Genomic DNA, 18365 nt, shown 5'->3' with positions numbered 1-18365 from the left:
CCTAATAGAGCTGTACATAACAAGACCGGGACAGCGATGTTCCGGTCTTGTTATGTATTATTGTTCACCGTTCTTGATTCTTTCATGCGAGACCCCAGGGTCTGCATACAATAGATTTGAGGGCTGTGTCCCGTTGTCTTCACGGAAGTATCCGGCTGAAGGCAGTGGATGACGGCAACTAGAGGGCCGAGAGGATGAGACCTATGCAGCAATATATTGCCCATCATGGAGATACCGTAAGCCGGATCGCCGCGAGGCATGGACTAACGCCGGAGCATGTAGTTCAAGGAAACCCATGGGCTAGCAGGCAGCCTTATTTATTCCCGGGACAAATGCTGTTCCTGCCTTCCGCCCCGCGCAAACGTTATGCTGTGCAAGAGGGGGACGATGCGGAGAGCATTTCCGCTCTGTTTGGCGTAAGCGTGGATGAGCTTGAGAGGCTGAATCCGGGGGTGACCTCAAGACGTTTGTGCGTTCCCGGTAAAGAGCTAGTTATACCTCTCGCCGCACCCCGGACAGAGGTATATCTGCGTGGTGAATACGGACCCGTCGAGGTCGAAGCAGATATTGGGAAGCTGCAGAACAAGTATCCTTTTATTCAAAAAGACTGCGTCGGCACAAGCGTATTAGGCAAGCCGCTTCACTTGCTGAAGATCGGCAACGGTTCCCGCCATCTCCATGTGAACGCCGCCTTGCACGCCAATGAATGGTTGACTGCACCTTGTCTGATGTCATTTATAGAGCAGTATGCGGCGGCTTATGCTGAAGGCAAAGCCTGGAATGGCCACCATCCTGAAGAATGGTACAGCAATTGGACGATCTGGGCTGTGCCCATGGTCAATCCTGATGGTGTGGAGCTGGTGCAGGAGGGTGTTCTATCTGGCCATCCTTTTTATGAGGAACTGATGAAATGGAATGGTGGACGGCGCAGCTTCCGGCACTGGAAGGCCAATATCCACGGAGTGGATTTAGGTGACCAGTTTCCGGCCCACTGGGAAGAGGAGCGGACCCGACGGGGAGTGCCTGGGCCGGCTCCACGTGACTACAGCGGACCCGCTCCGCTCAGTGAGCCGGAAGCCGCCGCACTGGCTCAACTAGCGGAGGAGGTTCCCGGCACTGCTGCTGTATCCCTGCATAGCCAGGGGGGAGAGATTTACTGGAATTACCGAGGGTATGAACCACCTGAGAGCAAGGAGCTTGCGTTAAGTCTGGCAGCGGCCAGCGGGTACAAGGCGGTTGAGTTGACCGGCAGTGACGCTGGTTACAAGGATTGGTTCATTCAGCGTTTCCGCAGACCCGGCTTCACTGTGGAGCTGGGCATCGGCAAAAATCCGCTACCGCTTGCTGATTTTGAAGATATGGCGCTGGAGACCGGACTTATTTTGGCGAATATCCTCTCGAATTTAAAGTGAACATAATATTTCTCGTAGAAGCGGCTGTCTCAAAAGTAGATATTTTGAATAGAGAGCTTTTTGTACTTCAAAGCCTTAAAAGCTAAAGAACGAGCCAGTCTCCGGGTTATTGGAGACTGGCTCGTTTTCGTTAGCCAAGAACTGCAACGCGGCGGTAAACACGGTTTCGAGGACATCTTCATGCGCTGAGTGTAGGCGTGAATAATGACTTTGGTTAGCATTTTGGGGTGCTGGCTCGGGATATCTTCTTCTGAATACATTGGTAGGTAGTGGGTCCATGGCCATTTCATAGTTTATGGGACAGCCTCTTCTTCTTTAAATTCAGGTTTGCTATACGGATAGTCAAAATAATGCACATCAAGGCGTATGAAAGCTATACCGTACTCCAAAAATTCTCTTGTTACAATAAGTTACATAGAAGAGTGGCGGACGGCTGCAATAACAATAAAGCTGTCTGCCAGGAAGAGAGGCCCATATGGAGAACTATACGCTGAAGAGCAAAGAACTACCGCTTTATTCCTCCTATGATGTCATTGTAGTCGGAGGAGGACCGGCGGGTTGTACTGCAGCGGCCGCGGCGGCAAGAGAAGGAGCGCGGACACTGCTGATCGAAGCGACCGGAAGTCTTGGTGGGATGGGAACGTCCGGGTTAGTGCCCGCCTGGTGCCCATTCTCTGACAAGCAGAAAGTGATCTACCGGGGACTTGCAGCGAAGGTGTTCGATACATTGAAAGCACAGATGCCGCATGTGAAGGAGGACGCGCTGGATTGGGTGCCGATCGATCCGGAGAAACTCAAAAGAGTCTATGACGATCTTGTATCGGAGGCAGGCGCGCATGTCTTGTTCCTGAGCATGCTGGCGGATGTGGAGAGAGATGCTGAAGGTAACATCACGGCACTCATTATCCTGAATAAGGGTGGATTGCAGGCGTTCCAGGCAGCGGTTTATGTCGACTGTACAGGTGATGGCGATGTCGCTGCATGGGCAGGGGCCGACTATCGCAAGGGAGATGAAGATACCGGCGAGCTTCAGCCAGCCACCCATTGCTTCATCCTTGGCAACGTGGACGATTACGCCTATTTGAATGGTCCAAATTTGCATGCGGACAACTTGCAGAGCCCGATACATGAAGTCGTCCGGTCGGGGGATTACCCGGGGATTCCGGATACCCATTTGTGCAACAATATGGTCGCTCCACGCGCTGTAGGCTTCAATGCCGGTCATCTTTGGGGAATTGACAACACCAATGCGTTCTCGGTATCAGAAGCGCTGATTCAGGGCCGCAAGATGGCGGCGGACTACCGGGATATGCTCGCGGCTGTCCAGCCCGCTGCTTTTGGCAATGCATTTGTCATGAGTACAGGCACACTTATTGGAACGCGTGAATCACGGCGAATTACCGGTGACTACATCCTGACGGCGGAAGACTACATTTCCCGCAGAAGCTTTAGCGATGAGATCTGCCGCAACAGCTACTTCATCGATGTGCACGGTACACAGACAGAGCAGCAGTGCGGCGAAGGGTCGGGCCTGTCCATTACGCTTTACGGGCCGGGGGAATCGCACGGGATACCTTACCGCTGCCTTACGCCACTTGGGCTGCGCAATGTACTGGTAGCCGGCCGTTCCATTTCCTGCGATCGCAGGGTACTGGGCAGCGTCCGGGTAATGCCAGTCTGTCTGGCCATGGGAGAAGCAGCGGGGTTGGCCGCAGCACTGGCCGTCAGACACAACGACGGTGACGTTCATGCCGTCAATGTTGAACTGCTGCGCGGGCGTTTGCGGGAAGAAGGCGCATATTTACCAGAATTACAGCCCAAGTCTGTGGGGAGCGAACACAATGAGTGAACATGCAATGATCCGCAAAACGGCCGAGGCGCCACCCAAAATATTCTGGACACGAAAAAAGCGGGAGCAATTGGCTGGTTGGATTTTTATAGCACCTGAAGTGATCGGCATGCTGGTTATTGCGGTGTTTCCGCTTGTGTTCAGTCTGGTTCTAAGCCTGACCGAGTGGAATCTGGTGGGGGGATTATCCGCCATCCACTTTATTGGATTGGATAACTATATCAATCTGTTTCATGATAATCGCTTTATTCAGGGGCTGAAGAACAATGTGCTGTTCACGATCGGCACGGTGCCGCTGACGATGCTGCTGGGCGTTATTTTCTCTGCGGTTATCCATAAGAAGCTGTATGCAAAAGCGTATTTTAAAGTGGCTTTTTTTGTACCTTATATCTGTTCGACGGTGGCGATCGCCGCAGTTTGGCAAGCGCTTTATCATCCATCTAAAGGCCCCTTCAACCAACTTCTTATGCAGATCGGTATTTCCGATCCGCCGCGCTGGCTGGTAGATACCAGCTACTCGCTGATTGCGATTATGATTATTTATGTCTGGCAGCTGTTAGGCTATCAGATCATTATTTTTCTGGCCGGAATGACGAATATTCCGGAAGAATTGTATGAGGCCGCAACGATTGATGGCGCAACCGGCATTCAGCAGTTTCGGCGTATTACGATGCCGCTGCTCGGCCCAACTACTTTTTTCCTAGCTATTACAAGCACCATCTCTTCATTCAAAATCTTTGATATGATCAAGTTCCTGACGGACGGCGGACCCAATTATTCCAGTACGGTAATCGTGTACCAAATCTATGAGGAAGGATTCGAGCACTTTAAAATGGGCTACGCCTCGGCCATGTCCTGGGTGCTGTTCCTCATCATCATGCTCGTAACGTCCATTACCTGGATTTCACAGAATCGGAAAGTCCATTATTAGTCCCGACGAAAGGAACACATGCAATGACTAAGAGAAAATTAAAGACTGGCAGCGTTATTTTGACTATCCTGTTCGCCGTTATCTCGTTATTCTTTCTTCTGCCGCTAATTTGGATGCTGTCTGCCGCCTCCAAAACGGAGCAGGATGTCTGGACGTTCCCTATCCAATGGATTCCGGAGAATTGGAACTTTATCAACAATTTCAAGACCGTGTGGATGGGAGATATATCTTTTGGTTTATTTTATATGAATTCCATCAAAATAGCGGTTATTTCAACACTGGCTACTATTGTCATTTCTGCCATGGCCGGTTATGCGCTATCCAAACTGAATTTTAAAGGCAGGGGCATGGTCTTCACCTTAATGCTTGCCTTCATGATGATTCCGGAGCAGGCGACGCTAGTTCCGCGTTATATTATGATCAAAGAGCTGGGGCTATACGATTCCCATGCCGCGTTAATCCTGATGGGCATGTTCTCCAGTTATTTCACGTTTCTGCTGCGCCAGTTTATGGTTGGCATCCATAATGACCTGTTGGAAGCCGCCGAGCTGGACGGTGCCGGATTCTTCCGTGTATTCTGGAGCGTCGTGCTGCCACTCAGCCGGCCCATACTGGCTACGGTGGGCATTATCAAATTCATCTGGACCTGGAACGATTACCAGGGACCGCTGATTATGCTGAATTCGACGAAACTGTATACGATTCCGCTGGGCATGCAGTTTTTTAAAGAAGAGTTTGGCACACAGATTTCGGTCATGATGATGGCTTCCGTCGCGGCAATTGTTCCACTGCTTGTGCTGTTCCTGGTGCTGCAGAAGCAGGTGATTGAAGGGATCTCGATTGGTGGAGTCAAAGGCTAGCTACTATCCGCCAAGGACGAAATTGAATATCCAAAGGTCAAAAATGTGTACGCGTACACCGCAATACTGTACACGGTGTACGCCAGATTTAGATAGTATAATGAGCCTGCAGCAACCAATACGAGGGGGTATTGCTTTGAAGAAATTATCATTATTGTTAGTCAGCTTGATCCTGATTCTCTCCGTCAGTGCGTGCGGAGGGAACAACGGCAATAATTCTGCCGCGACAAATGGGTCGGCCGATCCGACTGCCACTGAAGGCGGCAATGCCGACCAACCTGCAGGTAAAGCGAAGATCAAATTCTATACGTACAAATCCGACAAGCCGGAAGAGCCGATCTTTCAAGCTGTTGAGGCGTATAACAAAGTACAGGACAAGGTGGAAGTGGAATATGTTTCGCTGGTTCAGAATAGCGACAGCACCGATTTCATGAAGAAGCTGGATATTATGGTTGCCGGCGGAGAAGTGGTCGATGTGTTTATGACCGGTAATGAGGATGAATTGATGGAACGCGCTTCCCGCGGAGTTGTGGAACCGCTTAACTCTTACTTTGAGAAGGAGAACGTAAAGCCGGAGGATGAGTATTTCAAGGTCTTGAAGCTGGATGACAAAGTATATGGCCTTATGCCTAGTTCCACGCAGTGGTTTACGATCTTCAACAAGAATTATTTGGAAGAAGCCAAACTTACACTGCCCGAAATGGGCTGGACTTGGGATGACTTCCGCGATTATGCCAAGAAGTTGACAACGAAAGAACATTACGGAACGTACTTTCATACCTGGGGAGAATATGCGGATATTATCGCTTATACGGAACGCCCGAATCCACAGCTTGATGCTGAATTGAAGCCGATTTTTAATGATCCGTCCTTTGAGTACTTCTTCAATCTTCGCCGCGTTATGGAGCAGGAGGACAAGAGTGTAGAACCCTATGCGGATGTGCTCGCTTCCAACTATCATGTACTGCAGCAATTTTTTGCCGGAAAAGCCGCTATGTTGGCTGTACCTAGCTATGCAGTTAGAGCAACTCTGAATCTGGAGAAATTCCCGCACGAGTTCCAGACAATGTATGCTCCTCTACCGCGGTCAGTGGATTCAAAAGATATCGGGATGACGAACATCGCTGGTGGTGGGTTGGCCATGGGCGCGAAATCGGAGAATAAGGAAGCCGCGTATGATTTCATCAGATGGATGTCCAAGGAGTCATATAAATATACGAAAGAAATTCCAGCCTTCAAAGGTGTGGACGGAGCAGCATTGGTGAAGGAATTTTTCGGAGAAAATGAGAACTTGATCGATACGGTTTCGTTGTCCAAAACACTGTTCGATACCCGTATTAAAATGCCGGATACTTTCAGTGTGCCTTATGGCAGCGAGTTGAAAACGATTGTAGAGAACGGTTTTACCAGCTACATGCTGGATAACCGCAAGTTTGAAGAGGTTAAGCAAGAAATGACGAAGGAAGTTGAAAAGGTTGTAGAGTCCAATAAATAAAGTTTAACTTGATACTGGTGGCAGCGATATGGATTATAATAGGAACGTTAATTCTATACTTCAGGACAAGGATGGATACATTATGAAATGGTTAAGCCGTTTTTCTTTCCATCGTAGACTGCAGTTCTCGTTCCTGATCCTTATTCTGCTGCCTTTTATCGTCGTAACCTTCTGGTCTTACACTTCCGTAAGACAAAATGTGAGTGATAAAATCATACGTTCCAATGAAGAGACGCTTACGGTTATCGCTAATCAAATTGAAAAAACGGTTGACAGCATCTCTTTTGTCTCTGTTTATTTCTCTGAGACTTATGATCCAGATGTGCTGGAAAGCTTGCGATATTTAAAAGATGCTAAGAATTTTGGGAATTATGAAGTGTACAGCCACTATGCCAAGCTAAAGTCCATGGCTAATATTCTGTCCGTGCAGTCCTTGGATGCAGACTTGAAGATTATGATGGTTAACCGCGAGAATAAGATCATTATGGGTAATTTGGATCTTCCCGTCTTCTCGGCGATGCCGGAGCGGTTCCTGCAAGAGAGCAGTAAGCTTAACGAGAGTGAAAAGACGGTGCTGCAGTGGTTTCCCGTCGGTGTTGTCAATTCCGCTCCAGAATATTATTATGCTGCGCGTTTCATTACCGACCCACGGAATCATGAGCAGCTGGCGACGCTGTTCATCGGGATTCCAAATCATTATTTTCAAAATTTGCTGGATACGCGCAACCCCGCCAATATCCTCTCACTGCATGATCAGCAGGGAAGAATGATCGCTCTCAAGGGAGAGCACGAATCACAGGTTGTGGAAAATATGCTGGTGAGCGAGGTTCAGATTCCGAAGGTGGGCTGGCTGCTGTCTAGTGAAACTCCGCGCAGTTCCATTGACAGCCATATCAACCGTGAGTTTCTGGTGTCCACATCATTAGTGGGTCTGTTCTTCCTGGCATTTCTGATTCTGTCCATGCTGTGGGCTGGATACATGAATAAACCGATCAGCCTGCTGCGCACGAGTATCAAACAGTACGTTGGCGGCAATCGTGCTGTGCGTATACCGGTCAAGGGCAAGGATGAAGTGGCTGTTCTGTCCGCCGCCTTCAATCAGATGCTGGATGATATTAATCAGCTTCTGCAGCAGGTGGAGAGTGAGCAGGAGGTGAAGAGGGTGCTTGAGCTTCAGGCACTGGCGGCACAGATCCGGCCTCATTTTCTGCTGAATACCCTGAATTCAATCAAAGTGGATTTGCTGCTTGCCGGAGACCATTCCCATGGCTCAATGATTGACTCTTTGATGAAGCTGCTGCGGGTTTATGTTCATGTCGACAAGCCGCTCGAGCTAGCCGAGGAGTGCAAGGTGCTGGGCAGTTATGTGGAAGTGATGCAAATCCGTAACCGGCTGGATATTGGCTTTGATTGCTTGCTGGGTTCGGCGACGGAATCGATCATGCTGCCAAGACTGTTGCTCCAACCTGTTGTTGAGAATGCAATTAGTCATGGGTTCTCTGCCCGTCCTACCCACCCGGTCATAACATTGGAAGCTTCTCTTGTGAACGATATGCTGGAAATTAGAATTGGTGATAATGGCCGGGGGATGACAGAGGATAAGATCAATCGCCTGAACCGTCGGCTGCTCGGGCCGGATGATGAGACGCAGTGGCCTGATAAGGGTGTAGGTCTTATTAATACGGCACGGCGACTGCAGGTACTGTACGGTTATCGGGCGCGTCTGAGCGCAGAAGCACGCACTGGCGGGGGCATGGTCTTTACACTCTGCATTCCGGTGACGAATGTCAAGGAGGTGGTCCCTTATGATGACTTTAATGCTGATCGATGATGATGTTCCCATGCTGGAATATGTAGAATATTTGTTGCAGCCGCTTGGGCTGGATCTATTGCTAGTCGCCTCCGCATCCAGTAGTGAGCAGGCACTGGAGCAGTTTCATATCGAACTGCCCGACCTGGTGATCATCGATATTGGACTGCCCGGTATGGACGGTCTGGAACTGGCAGATGCCTTCCGCATTACGAAACCGGAGGTGCGCCTTATTTTTTTGACCTGCTATGAGGATTTTCATTATACGAAGCGGGCCTTCCAGTTGGAAGCTGATGATTATCTCATAAAGGACGAGTTATCTCCCGAACAGCTGAAGGCCAGTCTTTGCAAGGCGATTAGCCGTTTTCAAAGTCATGAGGAATTGCTGGAGCGGTATTTGTTCCGGCAGGCGATTGAGCGTAATAAGGAGGTGCTGAAGCAGAGCTTCCTGAAACAGCTGCTGTCTGGAGCGAATTGGGAGAACACGCTTCAGTTTGGCGAACGTCTGGGGATATCCTGGAAGCTTCCTTTTTTTCGTCAAGGCTTTATCCATATCGACGCGGCTTCCGTGATTGAGCGTTACCAGTATAAGGATATGCCGCTGATTCATTTTGCCGTGAACAATATTGCCATGGAATTGTCAGCCGGCCTGACCTCCATCACGCCAATTATGACCAAAGACGCCGATATTTTTTTAGTCTGGAATGTTGCAGGCCCCGGCTATCTGGATAACGAACTGGTTCAATTTATGGAATCGGTGCGGGAAAAGGCAGAGCAATATCTAAAGATCTCTGTGCGCGGTTTCTATTCGGAGGATGTGGTTCCAGTCCGGGAGTTCGATACCCTGTATAAGATGTTAATAGAAGCTCGTGATTCGAACTTTTACACCTCGACCAAGCCGGTGGCCGCTTTAGAATCCCACATTCATTTCCAACAAACGACGGAATGGAGAGGGGATAAGGAGCGGGGTATGCTGGTACTGTCGCTGGAGGAATACAATGCCGCATGGATTGATCTGGCCGTTAATCCTTGGATTCAACACGTCTCCTCGGAGATGCTGCTCCCCCGTCTGGTGAAGGAAATCTGCGGAAACTTTGTCCGCCAGATGGCTTTTGAGGTCAATGGGTATGCGGAGGACAATTTCTTCATCCATCTGGAACAAACAGTCCATATTGATGAGGTCGCCCGACTGACCAAACGGGAACTGCGGAATTTGTGGGGGCAGCATACGATTGCGCCTATCCTCTCTCAGGAGAAGGATATGAGGTTACAGGTTGTTGATCGTTTTCTTGCGGAGCATGTCGACCAGATCGTGACTTCAGTCGATATGGCGGAACATTTGCATCTGAATGCCAGCTATTTCTCCAGATATTTCAAAAAATTAGCGGGTATCAATTTTACCGATTACGTTAATCAGTACAAAATGAATATGGCGATCACGATGCTGGGGCGCCGTAACGAAACCGTCGAGAATGTTGCGTATACCCTCGGCTTCTCCGACCGCGCCTATTTTTCCAAGGTGTTCAAGAAGTACAGTGGAAAGAGCCCTAGCGAATACAAGATCTACCCTGTTGAAAATGACAGCCCGGAGGAATGAAAAGTTGTCCGAAATTACCGTTAAGGGGGAAAAATATGAGTGGAAATACACTGAGATTACCGGCGGAAGAACTGGTTATTTCGAAGGAAGTAGATGTGTTGGTTGCTGGCGGTGGGCCTGCTGGCGTTGCCGCGGCTATTTCGGCGGCAAGGTCCGGCGCGCGGACCCTGCTGATTGAGCAGCGTGGTTTCCTGGGAGGAATGGGCACCGTCGCCCTTGTTCCTGCTTTTTGTCCATACAGTGATGGAGAGAAGGCGATTATACGGGGAATCGGGCTGGAACTGCTGGAGCGAATGAAATTGCAATGCGAGCCCGACTTCCAAGAACGTTTCGGTGCTGAACTGGATTGGGTTCCCATCGATCCGGAGGTTTTGAAGCGGGTGTATGACGAAGCCGTAACAGAGAGTGGAGCGGAGGTGCTGCTGCACACGATCGCAAGCCAGACTGTGATGGACGAAGGCGGGCGCAGAGTCGAGGGAATCGTGGTTGTCAACAAATCCGGCAGAAGTGTCATTAAGGCGAAAACGGTGATCGATACTACAGGTGATGCCGATCTCGCGGCTTTGGCAGGCGCACCGTTTCATAAAGGCGGAGAAGCAGGCGAGCTGCAAGCCGCCACCATGTGTTATCTGCTGACCCATGTGGATCGGCCTCGGTTTGCGCAGTATCTAATTGAAAGCGGTGACACTGAGCAAATTCACCAAGCGGTCCAAAAAGCCCAAGCTGAGGGGAATCTGCCACAAGGCCGGGATTCCGTCTCTGGGTTGGCCTGGATCGCCGATTATCTGGTCGGGGTAAACTTTGGTCATGTGTTCGGCATAGACGGTTCCAGAGCAGAGGACTTGACTCGAGGAGCCCTTGAAGGGCGTCAACTGGTTAGATGTCAGCTGGATTTCTTTCGAGCATATGTTCCTGGATTTGAACAAGCCCATCTTGTGTCTACCGGAGAGCAGATCGGTATCCGTGAAACAAGACGGATTGTCGGCGACTACGTCCTGACACAGGAAGACTTCATGAATATGGCTTCATTTACGGATGATATCGCGCGTAATGCCTATTTTATCGATATCCATATGGCACGCAGCAGCGGTGCGATGCATATTCATCATCTGCCCCCTGGGCAATCTCATGGAGTACCTTATCGCTGCATGCTGCCGCTTGGTTTAGACAATCTTTGGGTGGCGGGACGCGCAGCCTCGTCAGACCGGGTCGTGCAGGGATCGCTGCGGGTGATGCCCAATTGTTTTGCGATGGGCCAGGCGGCGGGGCTGGCGGCAGCCATGGCATCCGGAGCGGATAGCCTGAGCCGGAAAGTGAATATAGCTGAGCTTCAACGTGAGCTGATTCGGCAAGGAGCCTGGCTGGGCGAGGCTTTGTCAACGCAGAACTAATTTGGGGAGAGTGATTTGATGAATAGAAAAGGAAAGTCGGGCAGAATGACCCTACCCCTGCTGGGTATGATAACCTTTCTGCTGTTCAGCCTGGTTTCAGGGACGCTTGGTCCGGTTGCAGAAGCCGCAGGGACCACTTATTACGTCGATTCTTCGCTTGGCAGCGACAGCTCCTCAGGCACGAGTGAAATCACAGCATGGAAGACACTGAGCAAGGTGAATAGCGTTACATTTGGCCCCGGCGACCGCGTTCTTCTAAAAGCAGGAGAGGTGTGGAGCAATCAGTATCTTGATTTTCTGGGCTCTGGCACTGAAGGAAGCCCGATTACGGTGGACCGTTACGGGACAGGTTCCAAGCCGGTGATTCATTTCGGCAATACATCCGTAAACGGTGAAGGCTTCGGGATTCGCCTGCGAAATGTATCTTATTGGGAGATCAATAATCTGGAAATTACAAGTGGCCAGCAGGCGACGGATATGCGAAGAAGCGGTGTCCTTGTGGTCGGAGAAGGAACGGGAGCGGGGAACTTTCGGCATATTTATATCAAAAATCTCAATATTCACGATGTCTTTGGTACCGACCGCAGAACAGGCGGCATCAATATTTATGCCAGGGGAGCAAACACGGCTCCAGAAAGCACCTGGGATGGCATCCTGATCGAAAACAACACCATTGTAAACGTGGCGGATACGGGTATCCAGACGATGACGGACGCTTTTTCTAACAGCGCCTGGACACATAAATTCGATGCTTTCCGGAATGTGGTTATCCGGGGCAATGATGTGGAACAAATACATCGGGACGGTATTCTGGTCAGAGCCAGCGTTTCGCCGCTGATCGAATACAATACGACGAGATCTATCGGGGAAGCCTGCAACGTGGATACCTCCGTTGTCAGCTACCTGGATCATATTGCCGTGGTCGCGGCGCAGTGGGCCTACTATACAACCGGCGCGGTATTCCAGTATAACGAGGCTTCTGACACTCGGAAGCTGGAGGGAGACGGCCAGCCATGGGATTTTGACGTCGAGGTGCGCGGGAGTATTTATCAATACAATTACAGCCACGACAATCAGGGCGGCACGCTGCTGGTCATGAACAATACGGATAATAATATCTTCCGCTACAATATCAGCCAGAATGATCTGGACGGCAACGGGGCGTTTAATTTAATCAGCGGCGGCGGAAATCTGTATGTCTACAACAACGTTATCTACCGTTCGGGAACACAGAACCAGGCGCTGACCCATGCCAGCAATACGGGGATGGCGTATTATTCGAATAATATTTTTTATAACGGTGCGAGCGGACAGTATACGAACAGTCCACGAATGACATATGACCACAACAGCTTCTACGGACTCAATTCAAGCGTCCCGAGCGATCCTTACAAAATTGTTGGCGATCCCAAATTCGTGAGTCCCAACACAGCGACGGGTCTCAATTCGGCAGATGGATACAAGCTGGCGTCGTCGTCACCGTTGATAAATACCGGTGTGGCGATTGCTACGAACGGAGGCCTTGACTACTTCCATAATACGCTCTATAACGGCGTGCCGGATATCGGAGCATTCGAATTTCAGGGCACGGTAGCGCAGCCGATTACGCTGTTTCAGGATAATTTCGAGGACAATGACTATAGCGGCTGGACAACCTCCGGAGGCACCTGGAGTGTGGCGGATGACGGTACGAAGGGGCTGTCCCAAAGCTTGGCGTCGGGTGAAGCGCTGGCCTATGCTGGCGATGCCTCCTGGAGAGATTATACGTATTCGGCCAGACTTAAACTGCTGACAGCTACCGGTAACGTGGGGCTGGTGTTCCGCTATGCGGATGCCTCCAATTATTACATGTTCAGATTGAACGACGCGTTGGACAAGGTGGAATTGTACAAAAAAACCGCCGGCACATTGACAATGGTAAGCAGCGCTGCTGTTGCCGTTCTTCCCGGCCAGTGGACCGATGTATCGGTGGCGGTCAACGGCAATATAATCACAGCGTTTGTTGGAGGTGTCCAATTGATTCAGTGGACGGATACGGCGGTCCAGCCAGCTGGAGGAAAAATAGGCATCCGAATGCATACAAGCGCTGCTCGGATAGACGATGTGAAGGTTATCCAGTAATCTGTGAATTGAACGGAAGATGAATTTTGAAGAACCTTTATTCAGCTCCTTGCTATCTATTTCAGCAATGTAGTTGCTTTTATGACCGATGTTCCTTTAAAATAAATTATTGAGTATTTAAATTAAAGGTGTCGGGAGATGGAATGAAGATGAATGTCAAAATTACCCGCAATGCGGCTAAAGTGATAAAGAAACAGATGGAGCTTGAAGGAAACAGCGAATTGAAGCTGCGCGTCACGATTACGCATGCCCACGGAGATCATGCCCACTACGGTCTTGATTTGGACACGCCTAAGAAGAATGATGTAGTAGTCTCCACAGATAAGGAAATCGATGTTATTCTAGATCCGAATCAACCTTTACTTGACGGCGTAAAGATCGATTACCTCTACTTGCCGGAGGAAGGTTTTGTTATTACTAATCCGTCTAAAGGGAATAACGGCGACCACTAACATGGCTAATGATATTCAAGTTTGTGATGAATGTAATTTCATGAGTATGAAGAGCATCTTGCCGAAGCTGCGCAAGATGGCGCCTGACGCCGAGATCAAGATCGGCTGTAAGTCATACTGCGGCCCATGCGGCAAACGGGCTTTCGTGTTTATTAACGGCCGTTATATCAGTGCTCCAACTGAGGATGAAGTACTGAAGAAAGTGGAAGCTTTCGTCAAGCATCCAGCTGTTCAGAAATAATTATAATTGTAAATCACACTTATGATTCAGTCACTTCACCTCCGCACAGCTTTGTGCGGAGGTGTTTTGCGTTTGTAGGAGTAGGTCCGCTTTTGGATAGAACGGATCAGCGTGGTATAATTAATAGATTGGGTAAAAATCAGTTACACACAGGAGGAAATGGAATCTTATGAAGCATATTACCGATGGGAAGATTTTGAACAATGGGATTAACATGCCTTGGTTTGGACTGGGTACCTATAGAGCGGCGGGTAAAGAAGTTGCTAATGCAGTATCCACCGCACTTGAGATAGGGTACCGGAGTATTGATACCGCTGCGGTATATGGCAATGAAGAGGAAGTTGGTCAATCCATTGCCACGAGCGGTGTGGCACGTGACAGTCTTTTCGTCACTACTAAGGTTTGGAATGAAGATCAAGGGTTCGATACGACACTACGCGCTTTCGAGACTAGCAGCAAGAAGCTGGGACTTGATTTTATTGATCTGTATTTAATTCATTGGCCAGGAAAAGACAAATATAAGGAAACCTGGCGCGCGCTGGAGCGTCTTCAATCAGAAGGCCGTGTCCGGGCCATTGGGGTCAGCAATTTCCAGATTCACCATCTAGAGGAGCTACTAAAGGACAGCAGCACTGTGCCAGCGGTTAATCAGGTAGAGTTGCATCCCCGCTTTATCCAGAAGGAACTGCATGAATTTTGCGTACAACATAATATACAGATCGAAGCTTGGGCTCCGCTCATGAAAGGCAGACTTCAAGAGAATGAACTGTTGATAGAGATTGCCCAAAAATACGGCAAAACGGTTGCACAGGTTATTTTACGCTGGGGGCTTCAGAATGAGATTGTCATCATTCCGAAATCAGTCACAGCTTCCAGAATTAAAGAAAACAGCGAAATCTTCGATTTCGAGCTGTCGCAAGCTGAAGTGAACGCTGTAAGCGGATTGGATGCCGGTGAACGGATAGGTACAGATCCGGACAAGCTGCTCTTCTAGAAAGCTGCGGGCCAGCTGTAACGCCAAAAAGCCTTAGACCACGTGCAGAGCACAGAGTCTAAGGCTTTTCTTAATATTTTTTGGAGAGATTAATTCTGGTTTCTCGGCGGCAGCGGGCCAAGGTATTGGTAATACTGGCATTCGATTCGCCCATTATACAGCTTGCGGCGTTTATCAGCCTTGCGGCCGTAATACTGCTCAAATTCCTTGTAGGGACTAATGGCGAAGAAAGACCAGGTCGGCAGATACAGCATCATCTCGCCAAACTGGCGGGTCAGCTTCTCGACTTCTTTTTCGCTGCTGATCCGTTCACCATATGGCGGGTTGGTGATGATACAGCCATATTCGCCTTGAGGTCTTACTTTGGCGGCAGCGCCAACCTTGAAGGTGATTTCACCGGATAAGCCAGCACTTTTGGCGGCGGCTTCCGCAAGCTCGATGGCAGCAGGATCAATGTCGCTGCCGGTCAGCTGTAGGGGATAATCATCACGCACGGCGTCGAAGGCTTCCTCCCGGGCGGATTCCCACAGACGCTGTGGAATATCCGGCCAATGCTCAGACGGGAACGAACGCCGAAGTCCTGGCGCGATATTCCAGGCGATCATGGCGGCTTCGATCAATAATGTACCTGTGCCGCAGCATGGATCGTACAGGGGACGATGGCCGTTCCAGCGGCTGATCTGGATCAGGGCAGCAGCCATGGTTTCCTTCAGCGGAGCTTCCGTTGCCTGTCGGCGGTAGCCGCGTTTGTGCAGCGCAGGACCAGTAGTATCAAGGGTGATTAAGGCAATATCATTCAAAAGAATCATCTCAATGACATAGCGAGGTCCAGTTTCAGGGAACCAGTCCGTACTGTAAGAAAGCTTCAGCTTCTCAACGACGGCTTTCTTGACGATCCCTTGGCAAGCAGGTACACTGGTCAACTGGGATTTATGTGACCGTCCTTCAACCGGGAATTCTCCATTCTCCGGAATCCAGTCTTCCCAATCAATGGCTTTAACGCCTTCAAACAGCTCATCAAATGTTTTGGCCGGGAATTGGCCCATTTTAACTAATACGCGATCGGATGTGCGCAGCCATAAATTGCAGCGGCAAATATCGATGTAATCACCGCTGAACAATACCCGTCCGTTCTCGACCGTGGTCTCATAACCCAGTTCGTTTAATTCTCGTGCTACGACAGCTTCCAAACCCATAGGGGCGGTAGCGATTAATTGAAATTTGCTCAAGTGTGATCAACTCCGTTTAACTTGTAGATAAATACGAATAGCCTGTACAATAAGTATAGGTGAATGCGGGATACTTCACAATGCCCGTCATTTTATAGGTGAAGGAGATTATTTATGCTTAGTCAGGAAGAATACAGTGAACATCTTTATACGGAGGACGAAATCTTGCTGAATGTAAAACAAGCGATCCTCGAAAGTGGCATGCCGCCCGTCTCGGTCACTCCCGGATATGGAAGACTGCTCACCATGCTGGTCCGCCTGTCGCGCTCATCCCGCATTTTGGAGATTGGAGCTCTTGGCGGCTATAGTGGCATCTGCCTCTGCCGTGGACTGGCATCGGGTGGCATGTTGACCTCGCTCGAGCTGAAGGCTGACTACGCCGCACTCGCGCATCGCCATTTAGAGCTTGCTGGCTACGGGGATGCTGTAGAATACAGAGTAGGCCCTGCTATGGAGAGCTTGGGCAATCTTGCAGCAGAAGGCCAGAAATTCGATTTCTTCTTTATTGATGCAGATAAAGAAAATTATCCGAATTATCTGGAATACGCAATACAGCTGGCACGACCTGGGGCGATCATTGCTGGAGACAATATTTTTCTGCGCGGACGGACGCTTAATACAGATCGGAATGGACCTGCTATCCAATCCATGCGCCACTTTAATGAAATGATGGCCCATGACGAGCGTCTGACCAGTACGCTTTTACCAGCCTACGATGGATTAGCCTTGGCTATTGTGAAATAAAAAGAGCAGCTGGGCTAACGAAATAATCTCGGCTCAGTCTTTTTGTACAACTTCAGGCGTACCCATACTGTATTGATCAACAAGAAAATGCCGGAGAGGATGAAGAGACCTTCAATTCCGATATAGCCAGACAGAAAGCCGCCAATAATGGCTCCCAACATGTTGCCAAGAGCCAATGTGCTGCTGTTGAAGCCAAAGGCCCGGCTCTCTTTGCCGTCAGGGGTATAGGAGCGGATAAGGGCGTTAACACTGGGCAGAAGACCGCCCATAAAGACCCCCATAAGGAAACGAACCACAATCAATTGCCAGACGCTGGTGACGAACGCCTGAGGAATGAGAAATACCGCTGCACCGATCAGCGCAAAGGTGAGAATTCGGTGTGCGCCGACCTTGTCGCTTAGCTTGCCAAGCACTGGAGAAGCGATCATATTGGAGATCCCGGTGACCGCGCTGACCATTCCCGCCAAAAAGGCGATATTTACGGCAGAGCCGTGCAGTTTTTCTACATAAAGGGGCAGCAGCGTCATGGGACTGATCATCGCGAACTGCAGCAGAAAGGTTACTCCGAATAGTGCAGGCAGCTGTGGAATTTTGGCAAGCTCCTTCAAGCCAGCCAGCACTGAAACCTGAGGCTCCTGCGCGGCTTCAACACGGTCGAATTTCTCCCTCACTAGAAATAGTGCCAGCAGGGAAGCGACGAACAGCAAGGCTCCAACGACATAGAAGATCGGGCGGAAGCCGATCCAATCGGCAAGTCCGCCACCGATGAGCGGCCCAAGAATGGTACCGGCTACAGACCCGGACTGCATCAGCCCCATGGCGAAGCCCATGTTTTTTTTGGGAGTGGTGGCCGAGACGAGTGCAATCGAAGCCGGATTGAATCCGGCAATGGTGCCGTTCAGCAAACGCAGCAGCAGTAGCTGCATCGGCGTCTGGGCGAAGCCCATTAATAGAATGACTACCGCCATGCCGAAGCTTGATCGCAGCAGCATGATTTTGCGTCCATATTTGTCTGCGAGCTTGCCCCACAAGGGTTGAAACAGAAATGATGTCAGAAAATTTGCGGCAAAAATAAGTCCGGCCCATATTCCAATCGCATGCTCACCCACTACACCGAGATCTTTGGCAAGATAAAGGGAGAGGAACGGTGTGATCATCGTCATCCCAGCATTGACTAGAAATTGGCCGAACCAAAGCACCATGAGGTTGACTTTCCAGGTCTCCCACTTCTTCAAAGTG

15 protein-coding genes are annotated in these 18365 nt (G+C 49.9%); 13 read left to right on the top strand and 2 right to left on the bottom strand.

Translation table 11 applies throughout. From position 1 onward, the window contains the following. Positions 1 to 203: 203 nt before the first annotated feature. From H1230_RS22180 to H1230_RS22125, 12 genes are all read left to right on the top strand, one after another. Positions 204 to 1412 (top strand): M14 family metallopeptidase, encoded by a 1209-nt coding sequence (locus H1230_RS22180; RefSeq protein ID WP_239717480.1) that lies wholly within the window; start codon positions 204 to 206, stop codon positions 1410 to 1412. Positions 1413 to 1887: 475 nt separating this feature from the next. Continuing rightward, positions 1888 to 3261 carry an FAD-dependent oxidoreductase gene (locus tag H1230_RS22175; RefSeq protein WP_239712045.1) on the top strand — a complete coding sequence of 458 codons (1374 nt, stop codon included), beginning with the start codon at positions 1888 to 1890 and terminating at the stop codon, positions 3259 to 3261. After that, on the top strand, positions 3254 to 4192 hold the full coding sequence (locus tag H1230_RS22170; RefSeq protein ID WP_239712044.1) for a carbohydrate ABC transporter permease: 939 nt from the start codon (positions 3254 to 3256) through the stop codon (positions 4190 to 4192). Before H1230_RS22175 ends, H1230_RS22170 begins: the two co-directional genes overlap by 8 nt. Positions 4193 to 4215: 23 nt before the next feature. Then, positions 4216 to 5052 carry a carbohydrate ABC transporter permease gene (locus tag H1230_RS22165; protein ID WP_239712043.1) on the top strand — a complete coding sequence of 279 codons (837 nt, stop codon included), beginning with the start codon at positions 4216 to 4218 and terminating at the stop codon, positions 5050 to 5052. A gap of 136 nt (positions 5053 to 5188) precedes the next feature. Then, positions 5189 to 6547, top strand: a complete 1359-nt coding sequence (locus H1230_RS22160) for an ABC transporter substrate-binding protein (protein ID WP_239712042.1) — start codon at positions 5189 to 5191, stop codon at positions 6545 to 6547. Between the two features lie 82 nt (positions 6548 to 6629). After that, on the top strand, positions 6630 to 8378 hold the full coding sequence (locus tag H1230_RS22155; protein WP_239712041.1) for a sensor histidine kinase: 1749 nt from the start codon (positions 6630 to 6632) through the stop codon (positions 8376 to 8378). Further along, positions 8353 to 9954, top strand: coding sequence for a response regulator (locus H1230_RS22150; RefSeq protein ID WP_239712040.1), 1602 nt, complete (start codon positions 8353 to 8355; stop codon positions 9952 to 9954). The genes H1230_RS22155 and H1230_RS22150 overlap by 26 nt, the downstream gene beginning before the upstream one ends. Before the next feature lie 35 nt (positions 9955 to 9989). Beyond that, positions 9990 to 11345, top strand: coding sequence for an FAD-dependent oxidoreductase (locus tag H1230_RS22145; protein ID WP_239712039.1), 1356 nt, complete (start codon positions 9990 to 9992; stop codon positions 11343 to 11345). 18 nt (positions 11346 to 11363) lie between these two features. Then, the gene (locus H1230_RS22140) at positions 11364 to 13466 is read left to right on the top strand and encodes a 3-keto-alpha-glucoside-1,2-lyase-like domain-containing protein (RefSeq protein WP_239712038.1); all 2103 of its coding nucleotides are present in this window, start codon (positions 11364 to 11366) and stop codon (positions 13464 to 13466) included. Positions 13467 to 13615: 149 nt separating this feature from the next. After that, complete coding sequence (locus H1230_RS22135; protein ID WP_239712037.1) at positions 13616 to 13918, top strand: HesB/IscA family protein; 303 nt, start codon at positions 13616 to 13618, stop codon at positions 13916 to 13918. A gap of 1 nt (position 13919) precedes the next feature. Next, positions 13920 to 14159 carry a YuzB family protein gene (locus H1230_RS22130; RefSeq protein ID WP_154118172.1) on the top strand — a complete coding sequence of 80 codons (240 nt, stop codon included), beginning with the start codon at positions 13920 to 13922 and terminating at the stop codon, positions 14157 to 14159. Positions 14160 to 14328: 169 nt separating this feature from the next. Beyond that, positions 14329 to 15153 carry an aldo/keto reductase gene (locus H1230_RS22125; RefSeq protein WP_239712036.1) on the top strand — a complete coding sequence of 275 codons (825 nt, stop codon included), beginning with the start codon at positions 14329 to 14331 and terminating at the stop codon, positions 15151 to 15153. Between the two features lie 89 nt (positions 15154 to 15242). On the opposite strand, the gene H1230_RS22120 is transcribed toward H1230_RS22125, so the two are convergent. Continuing rightward, positions 15243 to 16382: a THUMP domain-containing class I SAM-dependent RNA methyltransferase gene (locus H1230_RS22120; protein WP_154117828.1), complete on the bottom strand. Its 1140-nt coding sequence runs from the start codon at positions 16380 to 16382 to the stop codon at positions 15243 to 15245. Positions 16383 to 16496: 114 nt separating this feature from the next. Between H1230_RS22120 and H1230_RS22115 the strand changes: the two genes are divergently transcribed. Continuing rightward, positions 16497 to 17126: an O-methyltransferase gene (locus H1230_RS22115; protein ID WP_239712035.1), complete on the top strand. Its 630-nt coding sequence runs from the start codon at positions 16497 to 16499 to the stop codon at positions 17124 to 17126. Positions 17127 to 17140: 14 nt separating this feature from the next. On the opposite strand, the gene H1230_RS22110 is transcribed toward H1230_RS22115, so the two are convergent. Further along, positions 17141 to 18361 carry an MFS transporter gene (locus tag H1230_RS22110; RefSeq protein WP_239712034.1) on the bottom strand — a complete coding sequence of 407 codons (1221 nt, stop codon included), beginning with the start codon at positions 18359 to 18361 and terminating at the stop codon, positions 17141 to 17143. Between the last annotated feature and the right edge of the window lie 4 nt (positions 18362 to 18365).

Source organism: Paenibacillus sp. 19GGS1-52, from assembly GCF_022369515.1.
Classification (GTDB): Bacteria; Bacillota; Bacilli; order Paenibacillales; family Paenibacillaceae; genus Paenibacillus_AQ.
The sequence above is the reverse complement of the archived record's forward strand: the minus strand, read 5'-3'. Positions and strand labels throughout refer to the sequence as shown.